This is a genomic window from Amaricoccus sp., assembly GCF_036846665.1.
GTDB lineage: Bacteria > Pseudomonadota > Alphaproteobacteria > Rhodobacterales > Rhodobacteraceae > Amaricoccus.
Map to the genome: position 1 here is coordinate 1 of NZ_DAIUBO010000083.1, position 15,437 is coordinate 15,437.

The 15,437-nt window shown below is 71.1% G+C and carries 14 protein-coding genes and 2 pseudogenes; 10 read left to right on the forward strand and 6 right to left on the reverse strand.

Features of this window, described 5'->3' with window-relative positions; translation table 11 throughout:
• A pseudogene (locus tag V7050_RS09925) lies at positions 1-440 on the forward strand (hypothetical protein); the annotation flags it as partial.
• Between the two features lie 18 nt (positions 441-458).
• Here the strand turns inward: V7050_RS09925 and V7050_RS09930 are convergent.
• From V7050_RS09930 to argH, 4 genes are all read right to left on the reverse strand, one after another.
• Positions 459-2,918, reverse strand: coding sequence for a TIGR02302 family protein (locus V7050_RS09930; protein ID WP_324410505.1), 2,460 nt, complete (start codon positions 2,916-2,918; stop codon positions 459-461).
• A 47-nt stretch (positions 2,919-2,965) separates the two neighbouring features.
• Positions 2,966-4,264: a diaminopimelate decarboxylase gene (lysA, locus tag V7050_RS09935; RefSeq protein ID WP_324368786.1), complete on the reverse strand. Its 1,299-nt coding sequence runs from the start codon at positions 4,262-4,264 to the stop codon at positions 2,966-2,968.
• A 309-nt stretch (positions 4,265-4,573) separates the two neighbouring features.
• Complete coding sequence (locus tag V7050_RS09940) at positions 4,574-5,119, reverse strand: molybdopterin-dependent oxidoreductase (RefSeq protein ID WP_324368788.1); 546 nt, start codon at positions 5,117-5,119, stop codon at positions 4,574-4,576.
• Between the two features lie 172 nt (positions 5,120-5,291).
• Positions 5,292-6,686: an argininosuccinate lyase gene (argH, locus tag V7050_RS09945; protein WP_324368790.1), complete on the reverse strand. Its 1,395-nt coding sequence runs from the start codon at positions 6,684-6,686 to the stop codon at positions 5,292-5,294.
• 27 nt (positions 6,687-6,713) lie between these two features.
• On the opposite strand from argH, the gene V7050_RS09950 reads away from it, so the two are divergent.
• Complete coding sequence (locus tag V7050_RS09950) at positions 6,714-7,298, forward strand: TlpA family protein disulfide reductase (protein ID WP_324368792.1); 585 nt, start codon at positions 6,714-6,716, stop codon at positions 7,296-7,298.
• Positions 7,299-7,541: 243 nt separating this feature from the next.
• Here V7050_RS09950 and V7050_RS09955 read toward each other — a convergent pair whose 3' ends face one another.
• Both V7050_RS09955 and V7050_RS09960 read right to left on the reverse strand, forming a co-directional pair.
• The gene (locus V7050_RS09955) at positions 7,542-7,838 is read right to left on the reverse strand and encodes a DUF1244 domain-containing protein (protein ID WP_324375106.1); all 297 of its coding nucleotides are present in this window, start codon (positions 7,836-7,838) and stop codon (positions 7,542-7,544) included.
• A gap of 164 nt (positions 7,839-8,002) precedes the next feature.
• A complete protein-coding gene (locus V7050_RS09960; RefSeq protein WP_324375104.1) occupies positions 8,003-8,767 on the reverse strand; it encodes an N-formylglutamate amidohydrolase in 765 nt (254 codons plus the stop codon).
• Between the two features lie 160 nt (positions 8,768-8,927).
• Here V7050_RS09960 and pyk point away from each other — a divergent pair, with 160 nt between their 5' ends.
• The 8 genes and pseudogenes from pyk to pheS all read left to right on the forward strand — a co-directional run.
• Positions 8,928-10,385, forward strand: a complete 1,458-nt coding sequence (gene pyk / locus V7050_RS09965; protein ID WP_324370685.1) for a pyruvate kinase — start codon at positions 8,928-8,930, stop codon at positions 10,383-10,385.
• 471 nt (positions 10,386-10,856) lie between these two features.
• The gene (gene rpmI / locus V7050_RS09970) at positions 10,857-11,057 is read left to right on the forward strand and encodes a 50S ribosomal protein L35 (protein WP_324370022.1); all 201 of its coding nucleotides are present in this window, start codon (positions 10,857-10,859) and stop codon (positions 11,055-11,057) included.
• Positions 11,058-11,072: 15 nt separating this feature from the next.
• Positions 11,073-11,435: a 50S ribosomal protein L20 gene (rplT, locus tag V7050_RS09975; protein WP_324370024.1), complete on the forward strand. Its 363-nt coding sequence runs from the start codon at positions 11,073-11,075 to the stop codon at positions 11,433-11,435.
• 324 nt (positions 11,436-11,759) lie between these two features.
• Positions 11,760-12,365, forward strand: coding sequence for a tetratricopeptide repeat protein (locus V7050_RS21035; protein ID WP_442885611.1), 606 nt, complete (start codon positions 11,760-11,762; stop codon positions 12,363-12,365).
• A gap of 4 nt (positions 12,366-12,369) precedes the next feature.
• Positions 12,370-12,555, forward strand: a pseudogene (locus V7050_RS09980) (large ribosomal subunit protein bL35); the annotation flags it as partial.
• 161 nt (positions 12,556-12,716) lie between these two features.
• Entirely contained in the window at positions 12,717-13,493 is a 777-nt protein-coding gene (locus V7050_RS09985) for an SDR family NAD(P)-dependent oxidoreductase (protein WP_324370026.1), read from the forward strand.
• 97 nt (positions 13,494-13,590) lie between these two features.
• Positions 13,591-14,418 (forward strand): class I SAM-dependent methyltransferase, encoded by an 828-nt coding sequence (locus V7050_RS09990; protein ID WP_324370028.1) that lies wholly within the window; start codon positions 13,591-13,593, stop codon positions 14,416-14,418.
• A 43-nt stretch (positions 14,419-14,461) separates the two neighbouring features.
• Positions 14,462-15,437, forward strand: a 976-nt coding sequence (gene pheS, locus V7050_RS09995; RefSeq protein ID WP_324370030.1) for a phenylalanine--tRNA ligase subunit alpha, incomplete at its 3' end; no start/stop codon positions are given.

A 15,437-nucleotide genomic window follows, 5' to 3' on the forward strand; every position in this document is an offset into this window, starting at 1 on the left:
CCCCCGCCGCGGTCGAGGCCCCCCCCACCGCCGCGAGCGACACCGCGACGGCAGATGCGGCCGCCGCGGCCGCGCCCTTGCCGCCCGGCGTCCCGCAACCCCGCGCCGTGCCCGAAGGCAGAGACGCGCCGCCCGCCGCCGAAAACGCGGCCGAGCCTGCGCCGGCCGAGCCCGCGCCGGCACGTTCCGCCTCGCGCCTCGATCTGACGGTCGACCCGGACGCCCCGCCACCGGAGGCGCCAGCGCAGAGCCGCTTCGCCAAGGGGCTCGCCAGCGTCCTCGCCGTCTTCGTCCTGGCGCTCGCGGTCTACAACTTCCACGACCTGATCGTGGCACGCCTGCCCCAGGCGGCGCCGGCGATCGATGCCTATGTGCAATTCGTCGACGACCTGCGGCAGCGCCTCGCGGAAGGCCTCGCCGCCATCGTCAACCGGGCCTGATCGCGAGGGAAGCCCGGATCAGAACTGGTCGAGCAGCCGGCGCAGGTAGTCGAGCTCGAGCTCTGGACGGCCAAGGTCGCCGGCCCGGCGGCGGATCTCGTCGAGGATGGCGCGCGCCCGCGCCGCGGCATCGGCCTCCGGCAGGAGCCGCTGGTTGGTGCCGAGGCTGCCGCGAGTCCCCACCGGGCGGCCGAGCGGATCGTCGCTGCGATCCGCGCTCGCCTGGCCGCTCGCGGCGCCCTGCTGGTCGCCGCCGGCCTCGGCCCGCCGCAGGTCCTCGCCGAGCGCCCGCATCCCCTCGCGCAGGTCGTCGATCGCCTCGGCCTGGCGATCGAGCGCGCCGGAGGTATCGCCCTCCTCCAGCCCGTCGCGGGCCTCGCCCATGTTGCGCTCCGCCTCGCGCAGCGCCTCGCGCACCGCGTCGCCGGCGGCGCCGGGCAGGCCGTCGCGCAAGGCATCCATCAGCTGGCGCAGCGCCTCCTGACGCTGGGCGAGGTCCATCGGCCCCTCGCCGGCACCGCCCTCGTCCGGCTCGCCCTCGGGCATGCCCTGCCCCAGCTGGCCCTGCCGGAACTCGCGCTGGAGCTGCTGGAAGCTCTCGTCGGCGAGCCCCTGCTGCTCGCGCAGCGCATCAGCGAGCCCCTGCATCGACTGCTGTCCCGGGCTGCCCTCGCCGCTTCCCGACTGGCCCTCGGCGAGCTGCATCTCCATGTTCTCGAGCATCTGCTGGAGCATCTCCAGAAGCGCCTCAGCCTCGGCCTTGCGCCCCTGCTCGCTCAATTCCTGGATGCGGTCCATCAGCGCCTGGATCTGGTCCTGGCTCATGGGCTGACCCTGCTGGCGCTCGGCCTGCTGCGTCTGGCCGCGCTCGATCGCCTCCCGCGCCAGCTGCTCCATGTAGTCGCGGGTCGCGTCGCGCAGCTCGTCCATCAGCCGCGCGATCTCCTCGTCGCTGGCGTCGTTGCGCAGCGCCTCGGCCAGCCGCTCCTTGGCGCGCGCGAGCCGCTCGGCGGCATCGCCGAGATTGCCGTCCTCGAGCAGGACCGCCGCCAGCCACAGCGCCTCGGCGACCTCGTCGCGGATCGAGGGAACGGTGCCGGCCTCGGTCGCGCCCGCCAGCCGCCGCAGCGCCATGCGCATGACGAGATAGGCCCGCGTATTGTCGAAGACCGTCTCGGGCCGGTAGCTCACCGCGCGCAGCACCTGCAGGACCCGCCAAGCGTTCGCCTCGGACCAGAGCAGGTCGCGCCGCTGCTCGATCAACGCCGCCGCCAGAGGGTCGTAGAACCTGCGCCCCGGCAGGATCGTGGCGATCCCCTCCGCGACCCCGGTCTGCCCGATCGCATCCTCGGCGGTGAGGCGGATCGTCACCGGCAGCCCGGCCCAGGGATGCTGGCTGAAATCCTCGACCAGGGTCTCTTCCACCTCCGCGGCAGTCCGCGCCATCGGCAGGGGCAGCTCGACCGCGAGCGCCGGCCGCTCCTCCGGCGCCGCCCGCAGCCCGTAGCGGCGATCCACGCGGTCGAGATCGAGCGCGATCTCGGCGCGCGCGCCCACGATTCCGTAATCGTCCTCGGCCCGGTAGACGATCCTGGTCTCGCCCATGGGCTCGCCGGCGACGGGCTCGGCCAGCGTGATCGTCGGCGCGGCGTCCGGCTCGGCCAGGAAGGTCCATTCGGCGAGCGGCCCGTCGCCCCGCCGCAGGGTGACCGAACCGTCGCGCGCCAGCTCGAACTCGGCGCAGGCGATGCCGGGCGCGGCCTCGGCCAGCCGCGCCGAGGAACCCGAGACCGCCTCGGAGAGATCGAAGCTCTCCGGCGAGCCATAGACCCGCAGGGTGATCCGCGTCCCCTGCGGCAGCGAGACCGGCGCCGCGCCCGAGACCTCGGAGAGATAGAGCGTCGGCCGGCCGGAATAGACCGGCGGCTCCGCCCAGCCCTCGTAGCTCGGCCCGGCCGCGACATTGGCCGCCGCATCCGGGGCGAGCGCGGCGGAAACCGATTCGACCGCCGGGTCCCGCGCGAAGACCAGCGCCGCGACGACCGCGACCAGCGCCGCCAGCCGCAGCGCCCAGGGATCGCGGGCGGCAAGCCGCAGGTCCGGGCGCAGCGCCCGCGCCGTCGCCGCGATCCGGGCCATGCGCGCGCGATGCGCCGCCCAGACCGCCTGCGCCCCGGGATCGTCGCGCCCGATGGCCGGCCGGTCCTCCAGCGTCTCCAGCGGCCGCCCCGGCAGGCCCGCGTCGAGCCGCGCCCGCGCCGCCGCCCGGCTCGGCCAGCGGAAGTGCCGCAAGCCCCAGAGCGCGAGACCGAGCGCCGCGAGCCCCAGCGCGCCCAGCGCCGCCAGCATCTGCGGCCGGGTCAGCGCCTCGGCGATCCCGAAGGCGAAGGCGGCCCAGGCGGCGGCGAGAAAGGCCGCCAGCGGCCAGAAGGCGCGCAGCAGCCCCTCCAGAACCATGGCGCGGCGGCTCCGTGCCACGAGTTTCCGGAAGGGATCCTCCGGCGCCCGACCTGTCCTGCCGCGCTTCATCCGCTCCGCTCTCCCCGGTCCGGCCCCAGGCCGAGCCATTCGGGGATGGTATCGCGGTTCAGCATTTCGTCAAAGCTCGGCCGCGCCCGCACCACGGCGAAGTGATCGCCCGAGACCAGCACCTCCGGCACCAGCGGCCGGGAGTTGTATTCCGAGGCCATCACCGCGCCATAGGCGCCGGCGGAGCGGAAGGCCACCAGGTCCTCCGCACCGAGCGGCGGCATGGGCCGGCCGCGGGCGAATGTGTCGCCGGTCTCGCAGACCGGGCCGACGATGTCGACGGGCGCGAGCTCCGCCCCGGCCACGGGTTCCTCGACCGGGATGACGTCGTGCCAGGCGTCGTACATCGCCGGGCGGACCAGGTCGTTCATCGCCGCGTCGAGGATCAGGAAGTCGCGCCCCTCGCCCGCCTTGCGCCAGATCACCCGCGCCAGCAGGATCCCGGCATTTCCGGCGATCAGCCGCCCCGGCTCGATCTCGATCTCACAGCCGAGATGGCCGACGCAGCGCCGCACCACCTCGCCGTAGTCGAAGGGCAGCGGCGGCGCGTCGTTCGAGCGGCGGTAGGGAATGCCGAGGCCCCCGCCGAGATCGAGCCGCCGGATGTCGTGCCCGTCGGCCCGGAGCACGTCGGTCAGCTCCGCAACCTTGGCGAAGGCCGCGGCATAGGGCGCGAGCTCGGTCAGCTGGCTGCCGATATGCACGTCGATGCCCACGACCTCGATGCCCGGCAGGGCGGCGGCCTCGGCATAGGCGGCGCGGGCGCGCGCGATCGGCACCCCGAACTTGTTCTCCGACTTGCCGGTGGCGATCTTGGCATGGGTGCGCGCATCCACGTCCGGGTTCACCCGGATGGCGATCGGCGCCCGCAGGCCGAGCGACAGCGCCACCTCGTTCAGCGCGATGAGCTCGGGCTCGGATTCCACGTTGAACTGCCGGATCCCGCCGGCGAGCGCGAGGCGCATCTCGCCGCGGTTCTTGCCCACACCGGAGAAGACGATCCGCTCGCCCGGAACGCCCGCGGCCTTCGCCCGGCGGTACTCGCCCTCCGAGACCACGTCCATCCCGGCCCCGAGCGAGGCCATCAGCCGCAGAACGGCGAGGTTGGAATTGGCCTTCATCGCATAGCAGATCAGATGCGGCAGGCCGGCGAGCGCCTCCTCGAAGACCCGGTAGTGCCGCGTCAGCGTCGCCGCGGAATAGACATAGACCGGCGTGCCCACCGCCGCGGCGATCTCCGGCAGCGGCACGTCCTCGGCGTGAAGCACGCTGTCGCGATAGAGGAAATGGTCCATCAGGCGGCCGGGGAACCGCCGGGCGCCGGCGGCGGCAGGAAGGCGAAAGCGGCCATGCGCGCAACCCCTCTCGGAAGGCGGGTGGAACGGCCCGGCGATCGACCCGGCCGCGGAGGGCGAACCCTATCCGAGAGGAATGGCCGCTACAACGCCGCGCGCGCCGGCGGCCCGGGGCGCCCGCATCCGGAGCTCATCCCATTCGTCTCCGACCTCCCCTCGCCAAGACGAGGGCGGGTGCGAAGCGCCCGAGACACCAGCGCATGCGATCGCCCTACGGGGCCGGCCCCGAAACGGGCCCTCGCGATCCGGTCACTCGACCTTGATGTGATAGATCTGCCAGACCCACCAATCGTCGGGCATGTCGGCGAGGTCGGCGCGCTCGGAGCGCGGGAAGACGATCTGTGTCGGCCCGAAGCTCCCGATCCCGAGCGGCTTGCCGTCGCGCTCGATCGCCACCACCGCGCCCATGCCGACGATCTCCGCCATCGGGATCTCGACCGCATAGCCGTCCATCGCCTGGATCGTCACCGTCTCGCCCTGGGCCTGCGCCGCCGCCAGCACCTCCGCCAGCGCCGGACCGGTGAAGGTCACCTCCGGCCCGTCCTTCGGGAAATCCGTGGTCACGGTCGTCTGCGGCAGCGCCCGGAGCGCATCCACATCGAACTCCATGGCCCGCTCGAAGGTCACGTCGTTGAAGGCGAAGAGCTTGTCGTATCCCGCATCGAAGGGGCCGCGGTTGGTACTGCCGACCGCCCCGGTCACGGTGACGAGCACCGGCCCGCCCGCCAGCGCGGGCAGCGCCGCGGCGAGGACGAGGACGGTGGCGAGAAGACTGCGCTGGAGAGCCTGGAGCATCGATGGACCTTTCGACGGATTCGGGGCCGGCCACGGAGATCCCGCGCGCCGCCGCCTCAGCCGGGGCTCGGGACTGCCGCGGGCTCCGGGGCGCTGGGCGCGCCCTTGATCCCGCAGGCCGCCAGCGCCGCCAGCGCGAGGCAGAGACCGATCCGGACCCGCATCCCGGCCCTCACGCGAGCGCTTCCTGCCAGCGGCGGACCTGGGCGCGCACCCGGACGGGTGCCGTGCCGCCGTAGCTTGCCCTACTCGCCACAGAGTTGTCCACTCCCAAGACCCGATAAACCTCCGCGGAAATGCCCGGATGCACCGCCTGCATCTCTTGAAGCGTCAGGTCGGGCAGATCGACCCCGCGCTCCTCGGCGCGCCGCACCAGCGTTCCGGTGACGTGATGCGCCTCGCGAAACGGCAGGCCGAGGCTGCGCACCAGCCAGTCCGCGAGATCGGTGGCCGTCGAGAAGCCGCTCGCCGCCGCCGCCCGCAGCGCCGCCGCGTTCGGCGCGAGGTCTCGCACCATGCCCTCCATCGCCGCCAGCGCCAGCATCAGCGCGTCTGCGGCGTCGAAGACCGCCTCCTTGTCCTCCTGCATGTCCTTGGAATAGGCTAGGGGTAGCCCCTTCATCACTGTCAAGAGAGCCACCAACGCCCCGGTGATGCGCCCGACCTTGGCACGCACCAGCTCGGCGGCATCGGGGTTCTTCTTCTGCGGCATGATGCTCGACCCGGTCGAGAACCGGTCGCTGAAGGTCACGAAGCGGAACTGCGCCGAGGACCAGATCACCAGCTCCTCCGCGAAGCGGCTCAGATGCGTGGCGCAGATGCTCGCCGCGGCGAGGAATTCCAGCGCGAAGTCCCGGTCGCTCACCGCATCGAGCGAATTGGCCATCGGCCGGTCGAAGCCGAGCGCCGCCGCGGTGGCGTCCCGGTCGATGGGAAAGGAGGTGCCCGCCAGCGCCGCCGCCCCGAGAGGGCTCTCGTTCATGCGCGCGCGCGCATCCGCGAAGCGGCCCCGGTCCCGGTCGAGCATCTCCACATAGGCCAGCATGTGATGGCCCCAGGTCACCGGCTGGGCAACCTGCAGATGGGTGAAGCCCGGCATCACCAGCTCGGCCCCCGCCTCGGCCTGGGCCACCAGCGCCTGCATCAGCGCCGTCAGGCCCGCGATCGCGGCGTCGCACTGGCCGCGGACCCAGAGCCGGAAGTCGGTCGCCACCTGGTCGTTGCGCGACCGCGCGGTGTGCAGCCGCCCGGCGGGCTCGCCGATCAGCGCCTTCAGCCGGCTCTCCACGTTCATGTGAATGTCCTCGAGCGCCGCGGAGAAGGGAAAGGCGCCCGCCTCGATCTCTGACAAGACCGTGAGCAGGCCTTCCCGGATCGTCTCCGCATCGCTAACACTCACGATGCCCGTGGCGCCGAGCATGGCGGCATGGGCGCGGCTCGCCTCGATGTCCTGGGCGGCAAGGCGCCGGTCGAAGCCGATCGAGGCATTGATCGCTTCCATGATCGCGTCGGGCCCGGCGGCGAAGCGCCCGCCCCACATCGCGTTCGAGCCGCTGCTGTCGTTCATCCGCCTGTCCTGCCCCGGGGAATTGCCATGACGCGCCTGCCCGCCCTGATCCCGGCCCTCGTCTACACCGCGTTCGCGGCCTTCGCAAATCCCGCGCTGGCCCGGCCGCTGACCGAGGCCGAGCGCGCCGAGGTGATGGCGCTGCGCGAAGGCGACATGCGCAAGCTCGTGGTGCACGAGGCCGCGATCCCGGCGCCGGACACCGTCTTCACCGACCCCGAGGGCGCGGAGATGTCGCTCGCCGACAGCGACGGGCGGATCCGGCTGGTGAATTTCTGGGCCACCTGGTGCGCGCCCTGCCGCATCGAGAAGCCCGCGCTCGACGCGCTCGAGCGCGACCTGGGCGGCCCGGATTTCGAGGTGATCGCCATCGCCACCGGCCGCAACAGCCTCGAGGCGATCGAGGACTTCAACGCCGAGGTCGGCGTGACCGTGCTCGCCACCCATCTCGACCCGAAGGGCGCGCTCGCCGCGGCGATGAACGTGCCGGGCCTGCCCGTGACGGTGATCCTCGACCGCGACGGCGCCGAGATCGGCCGGCTGATGGGCGGCGCCGACTGGGACGCGGCGAGCGCGCGAGCGATCGTGAGCTATCTCGCCGGCCTCGACTGACCTCACTGCAGGACAGCAGCATTCGGCACCGCGACCTCATTGCTCCAGTTCCGGGCGCGCCTAGCGTCACCATCCCGCCCGCCGGGCACCGCCGGGCAGCGCCTGCCCCGCCCAAGGCGGGCGCTGCCCTCATTTTGTGGCGGGACGGTCGGTTAGATCGCCCGGAGGCGCGAGCCACAGGACGGCTGGCGCCACATGGCGACCGCCCGAGGATCAGAACAGACCCTTCCCGGCGCCGGCGACCTATCGCCCGAGCTCGGAGGGGTCGAACTTCGCCAGCGCCTCGGGGCTCGCCTCTGTGCGGTAGCGCGTGGTCCATTCCGAATAGGGCATGCCGTAGAAGAGCTCGCGCGCCTCTTCCTTGCTCATGGCGATGTCGCGGTCGGCGGCGGCCTCCTGATACCAGCGGCTGAGACAGTTCCGGCAAAAGCCGGCCAGGTTCATCAGGTCGATGTTCTGCACGTCCGTCCGGGCGCGCAGATGGTCGCGCAACGCGCGAAAGGCGGCCGCCTCCAGTTCGATCCGTGTCCCGTCATCCATCGTGAACCCTCCTCCGGTTCCGGCGCTCCCGCGGCCCGGCGCGCGGGCCGTCGTCTCACCCTCGAAGGTGGGCCGGATCGGGGCGACAGGCAAGGTCCCGCGCGACTCCGGGCCGGGCCTGGAAACGTCGGCGCCCCACTCCACGACGCCCAGCGACGATCCGCCTAAAGCGCCTCCGCCACGGTCCGCTCGACCACCTCGGCGAGGATCGGGGCGAGCCGCGCCGCCCAGGCGCGCTGGCCGGCCTCGGTCTCGATCTCGTCGTGGCGCAGCTCGATCAGCACGTGCCGCAGCCCGCGCTTGGTACCGTGCCGGCTCAGCGTGTCACCTTCGAGCTGGCCAGAATAGGGCTGGTTCTCGCCCACCACCAGATCGGGCTCCGCCCGCAGCCGCGCCAGCAGCGGGCGGGCGATGCGGCCGTCGTGATGCCAGAGCACGCCGATCTGCCAGGGGCGGGGCGGACGGCCCACGAGCCGCGGCGTGTAGGAATGGATCGCGATCAGCGCCGGCGCATGCCCGGCATCGATCATCTGCCCGATCTGGGCGTCGATCGCCACGTGATAGGGGCGGTGATAGGCCACGAGCCTGCGGCGCACCTCCTGCGCCCCGATGCCGCGGTTGGCCGGAACGATCGTGCCGTCGTAGATCTGCATCACCAGCGTCGGATCGTCCTCGCCGCGGTTGGGATCGATCACCAGCCGCGAGAAGCGCGACAACACCGCCGGCGCGTCCAGCATCTCCGCCAGGGCCATCGTGACCCCGCGCGCCCCGAGGTCATAGGCGATGTGCCGGGCCATCTCCGAATCGGAAAGCCCCAGGCAGCCGCCGTTCACCGCCTCCGGCACTGCGTTGGTCGCATGATCGCAGAGGATCAGCATCCCCGCCAATCCGTCGACGTTCACGCGTTCATAGGCAGCCGGGCCGGTCATGGGCATCATCCGAGGTTCGAGTTGCGCTGCACACTATGCGGGCAGCCTGGCGGAGGCCAGCGAGGGATGCGCGGAATCCGGTGCTCCGGTTCGGGGTTTTTCGTTTCATCACCGAACCGTTTCGGTATAAGCGGGCCGACCCGCAAAGGATTGGCTCCAGATGACTCAGCTCCGCCGTCAGCGCAACGTGAAGATCGTCGCAACCCTCGGTCCGGCTTCGGACAGCGCCGAGATGATCCGCGCCCTCTATATCGCTGGCGCCGACGTGTTCCGGCTGAACATGAGCCACGGCACCCAGGACGACATCGCCCGGCGGCACGGCGCCATCCGCGAGGTGGAGGCTGAGATCGGCCGCCCGATCGGCATCCTCGCCGACCTTCAGGGGCCCAAGCTGCGCTGCGGGGTCTTCGCGAACGGCCCCGAGACGCTCGAGGCCGGATCGAAGTTCCGCTTCGACCTCGACCCGACCTCCGGTGACGCGACCCGGGTCTGCCTGCCGCATCCGGAGATCTTCGCGGCCCTGCGCGAGGGCGCGACCCTCCTGGTCAACGACGGCAAGATCCGCGTGCGGGTGACGGAGGTCTCGCCCGATCACGCCGATACGGTGGTCGAGGTCGGCGGCGAGATCTCGAACCGCAAGGGCATCAACGTGCCGGACGTGGTGCTGCCGCTGGCGGCATTGTCGAAAAAGGATCGCAGCGACCTCGAATTCGTCTGCGACCTCGGGGTCGACTGGCTGGCGCTCAGCTTCGTCCAGCGCGCCCAGGACGTCTTCGAGGCCCGCGAACTCGCCGACGGCCGCGCCGCGATCATGTCGAAGATCGAGAAGCCCGCCGCGGTCACGGCCTTCACCGAGATCCTCGAGGCTTCCGACGGCATCATGGTCGCCCGCGGGGATCTGGGGGTCGAGCTGCCGGTGACCTCGCTGCCGCCGATCCAGAAGCGCCTGACCCGTGCCTGCCGCAACGCCGGCAAGCCGGTCATCGTGGCGACCCAGATGCTGGAGAGCATGATCACTGCCCCGGTGCCGACCCGCGCCGAGGTCTCCGACGTCGCGACCGCGATCTACGAGGGAGCGGACGCGGTGATGCTCTCGGCGGAATCCGCGGCCGGCGACTTCCCGGTCGAGGCGGTCACCACCATGAACGACGTCGCCGTCTCGGTGGAGAGCGACGAGGTCTACCGCCAGGTCATCGAATCGGCCCGCACGCCGAGCCGCCACAGCGTCGCCGACGCGATCACCGTCGCGGCGCGGGAAGTGGCCGAGACCACCAACGTCAAGGCGATCTGCTGCTTCTCGCATTCCGGGACCACCGCGCTCCTCGCGGCGCGCGAGCGACCGAAGGTGCCGATCATCGCCCTGACGCCGCTGGTGAGCACCGCCCGCCGGATGGCGCTGAGCTGGGGCCTGCATTGCGTGGTCACCGCCGAGGTCGACCGCTTCAAGCTGGCGGTGGTGAACGCCGCCCGGGCGGCGCGCGAGCACGGTTTCGCGACCGACGCCGACCGCATCATCGTCACCGCCGGCATCCCCTTCGGCCAGCCGGGCTCGACGAACATCCTGCGCGTGGCCCCCTGCGACGAGAAGAAGATCTACGCCGGCGGCGGGGAGGACTGACCCCACCGGCCCCGAAGCCCGAGCCCCTGGAAAGAACGAAGGCCGCGGCCCGCAGTACGTTCCCCCGGACCGAATGGGCGAGGCACCGGTGGCGCCTCGGCCGATCCGGTCGCCCGGAGGCGCAAGCCGCGGGGCGAGGGACCGGCGACCGTCCCGCCGGTCGGGGATCGGGACGGAAGGGCCGTGGACGGTGCGCAAAGCGTCCCGTCCCCCGGCTGGGCCGGGGACACCCGGCAGGCGCCGGTAGCAGCGGCCGCCGGATCCCCATCGCCGATCGCCACCATGCGGTTCCCTGCACCTCCGCTCCGCCGAGCGCGGCACCAGGCCGGCGCGCCCGCAGGGCCTGCGGCCCGGCCGGGCGGATGCGCTTGACCGCCCCGGCGCCCCCGCCTATAAGCCCGCCTTCTCGACGCGCCCGGCGAAAAGGGCTGCCTCGGCGCGTCCGAACCACATCCGACCGAGGAGACGGAAATGCCCAAGATGAAGACCAAGGCGAGCGCCAAGAAGCGCTTCAAGGTGACGGCCAACGGCCGGATCGTCGCCTCCCAGGCCGGCAAGCGGCACGGCATGATCAAGCGGACCACGAAATTCATCCGCAACGCCCGCGGCACCACGGTGCTCTCGGCGCCGGACGAGAAGATCGTCAAGACCTACATGCCCTATCACCGCTGATCCGGAGGAACGCAGATGTCCCGTGTCAAAGGAGGCCCGGCCTCCCACGCCCGCCACCGCAAGGTCGTCAAGGCCGCCAAGGGCTATTACGGCGCCCGCTCGACCAATTTCCGCACCGCCACCCAGGCGGTCGACCGGGCGATGGAATACGCCACGCGCGACCGCAAGGCGCGCAAGCGCACCTTCCGCGCGCTCTGGATCCAGCGCATCAACGCCGGCGTGCGCGCCCATGACGCCGATCTGACCTATTCGCGCTTCATCAACGGCCTCGACCGCGCCGGGATCGAGGTGGACCGCAAGGTCCTCGCCGATCTCGCGGTGCGCGAGCCCGAAGCCTTCGGCGCCATCGTCGACCAGGCCAAGGCCGCCCTCGCCTGATCGCCGCCCCGGCGCTTCCCCGTCATTGCTACTTTCAGCGGCGTGTCAACCGTGTCGCTGAATGTAACTTGATATGGTTCTTGCCTTCTGTAGAACTGATACACGGCACGCACCATTTTCGTCAGGTGGAGCCGCTCAAACGCTATAGGTAGGTGGAGGGTGGGAGTGGGCGATCGTGTGAGGACTCCGTTTTGGCGAGTAAGCTTCTTCTCTCTCTTCTTGCTAACTTGGCTAACCGGCCTTTCGGGAACAGTACACTCCGAGGTCGCTTCGGAGGCTGACAGGGCCGCCTGCGAGGCCGGGGACTTGGACGCTTGTTACCAGGTGGCCGATGCAGCGCAACGCGATCCAGGCCGTGATCAGGCGCTTGCGGGCAGCATCCTGAGCCGCATCTGCGAGGCCAATCACGCCGACGGTTGCAATGATCTTGCGCTCCTCTATTTGGAAGGAACTCCGGACACGCCCCAAGATACTGCAAAGGTCGTGGCACTGTTCACCAAATCCTGCGACCTCGGATCACCTTACGGGTGTGCCAACCTTGGGTGGAGCAATTGGAGAGGTGAACTAGGGCTTCCACAGGATCTGGTCGAAGCAGAGGCACTTCTTGGCAGTGCATGTGGGGATGGATTCGAGTTCGCTTGCGAGAATCTACTTGAAATGTTTCGACGGTCCCAGATCGGTTCCGCTTCCAAAGCTCTTGCGAGCGCCGCTTCGCGGTTCCGCGAGGCCTGCGAGCAAGGATCGGCAGACGGGTGCGCAAGTCTTGGTTACCTGGCGTGGCAGGGTGGGGGCGGCGTGCCTTCGAATCGTAAGAATGCGGAGACGCTGCTCGGACAGGCTTGTAGGGGCGGCTCCGAGTTTGGCTGCAAGACGCTCGACCGAGTAAGTCCATACCACAGGACCAGGGGCGACAGAGCCACAGACGGATGACCAGATTGAGGTTGGGCCCAAGGCGAGCGCCAAGAAGCGCTTCAAGGTGACGGCCGACGGCCGGATCGTCGCCTCCCAGGCGGGCAGGCGGCACGGCATGATCAAGCGGACCACGAGGTTCATCCGCAACGCCCGCGGCGCCAACACGCTCTCGGCACCGGGCGGGGCGATCGTCACGAGCCCGAAGCCTTCGGCGCCATCGTCGACCAGGCCAAAGCGGCGTTCGCCTGATCGACGTCGCCTGACGCCCGCACGCCATCACCGCCGCCGGGCATCCCGGCGGCGTTTCTGCGGGATGACGCGGGCCCGCGCCGGCGCTAGGCTCGCGGCCGGGCGGCAGCGGAGGCGGAAATGACTAGGACGGCGGTGATCACGGGCGGGGCCAGCGGCCTCGGCGAGGCCTGCGCGCGGCGCTTCGCCGCCGAGGGCGCGCGGGTCTGGATCCTCGACGCCAATGCCGCCCGCGCCGCCGATGTGGCCGGGGACATCGGCGACGGGGCACGATCCGCGGGCGTCGACGTGACCGACGAGGCGGCGCTTCTCGCCGTCGCCGAGCGCATCGAGGGCGACACCGGCGCCCCCGACATCCTCGTGACCTCCGCCGGCATCCTCGAGACCGTGGCGACGGTCATGGACGAGGACATGGACATCCACGACCGGGTCTGGGCGGTGAACTACCGCGGCACGGTCTCGAGCTGCCGCGCCTTCGGGCGGCAGATGCGCGCGGCGGGCCGCGGCGCGATCGTGACGATCGGCTCGGTCAATTCCTTCTCGGCGCTGCCGCTGCCGGCCTACGGCCCTTCCAAGACCGCGATCCTGCGGCTGACCCAGATCCTCTCGGTCGAGCTCGGCCGGCACGGGGTGCGGGTGAACGCCGTGGCACCGACCTATGTGATCACCCCGGCGATGCAGGCGCGCATCGACGCCGGCGAGCGCGACCCGGCGGTGATCCGCGCCTCCGGGGCGCTCGACATGCTGGTGATGCCGCGCCACATCGCCGACGTGGTGGCCTTCCTCTGCTCCGATGCGGCGGCGGCGATCACCGGCGTCACCCTGCCCGTCGACGCCGGCTATGCCGCGGCGGTAAGCTACAAGAGCTTCGCCGGCGGCCTGCCCTGGAAGGCGTGAGCGCGGGGCCGCGTTGCCGCCCGGACAGGATCCGCCGCTCCCGCCTGGTGCCTCGGGATGCCGCGCTGCAATTCCACGGGCTCCTGGGGAAGACATCATGGATACCGAAGGCGAGGTCGCGCAGCACTACGCCCATTCCGACCTCACCGGTACCGTGCTCGCGGCGCTGCGCGATGCCGGCCGCGACCTCGATGCACTGACCACGGCAGATCTCGCCCCGATCGACGAGTTCCACCTCGGCTGGCTCCCGCAGACGCTGGACTTCGCCCGGCGGCTCGCCTTCGCTCCCGGCACCCGCATCCTCGACGTCGGATCGGGCGTCGGCGGCCCGGCCCGCCACTTCGCCGAGGTCTACGGCTGCACGGTCACCGGCGTCGACATCACCCCGGACTTCGTCGAGGTGTCGAACGTGCTGACGGCACGGCTCGGGCTCGCCGGCCGCGCAACCTTCGTGGTCGGCAGCGCGCTCAACCTGCCCTTCGGGGACACGAGCTTCGACGCCGCGACGCTGATGCATGTCGGCATGAACATCGCCGACAAGGCGCGCCTCTTCGCGGAGGTGCGCCGGGTGCTGCAACCGGGCGGGACCTTCGCGGTCTACGAGGTGATGCGCACGGGCGAGGGTCCGCTGCCGCTGCCGCTCCCCTGGGCCGACACCATGGCGACGAGCTTCGTCGAGACCCCCGACACCTACCGCTCCCTGCTCGCCGAGGCGGGTTTCGATCTCGGCGAAGAGCGCGACCGCACCGACTTCGTCCTCGAGATCGGCGCCCGAATGCGCGCCAGGACCGCCGCCGAGGGTCCGCCCCGGCTCGGGCTGCACGTGCTGATGGGGCCGAGCGCCGGCGAGAAGATGGGCCGGCTCGCCGCCTGCCTGGAGCAGCGCCTGTTCGCGCCCCTGGAGATGATCGCCACCGCACGCTGAGCCGGCTTGAAATCCGCGGTCTCGGCGGTTAGGCGTCCAAGCCATGGACGACAGCACCGACCTTCGCGAGAAATACCTGACCGCCATCGCCGACGCCGGCGACGAGGCGGCGCTCGAAGGGGTGCGGCTGGCGGCCCTGGGCAAGAAGGGCGAGGTCTCGCAGCGCATGCGCGGGCTCGGCGCCATGACGCCCGAGGAGCGCCAGACCGCCGGCCCCGCGCTCAACGCGCTCAAGGACGAGATCGCCGCGGCGCTGGCCGAGGCGCGGGCGCGCCTCGCCGATGCCGCGCTCGGTTCCCGCGTCGCCGGCCAATGGTCGGACATCACCCTCGACCCCCGCCCGCTGCCGCAGGGCACGATCCACCCGGTCAGCCAGGCGATGGAGGAGATCTCCGCGATCTTCGCCGATCTCGGCTTCAGCGTCGCCGAGGGGCCGCAGGTCGAGAGCGACTGGTACAATTTCGACGCGCTCAACATCCCGCCCGAGCATCCCGCGCGCCAGACCATGGACACCTTCTACATGGCCCGCGCCGAGGGCGACAACCGCCCGCCGCATGTGCTCCGGACCCATACCTCGCCGGTCCAGATCCGCCACATGCAGGATTCCGGCGTGCCCTGCCGGGTGATCGCGCCCGGCCGCGTCTACCGCGCCGACTACGACCAGACCCATACGCCGATGTTCCACCAGGTCGAGGGGCTCGCCATCGACCGCGACATCTCCATGGCCAACCTCAAATGGGTGCTGGAGGAATTCTGCCGCGCCTTCTTCGAGGTGGACGGGGTGGAGCTCAAGTTCCGCGCCTCGCATTTCCCCTTCACCGAACCCTCGGCCGAGGTCGACATCCGCTGCTCCTGGGCGGGCGGCCAGCTCAAGATCGGCGAGGGCGACGACTGGCTGGAGATCCTCGGCTCGGGCATGGTGCATCCCAAGGTGCTGGCCGCCGCCGGCGTCGACCCTTCGATCTGGCAGGGCTTCGCCTTCGGCATGGGCATCGACCGGCTGGCGATGCTGAAATACG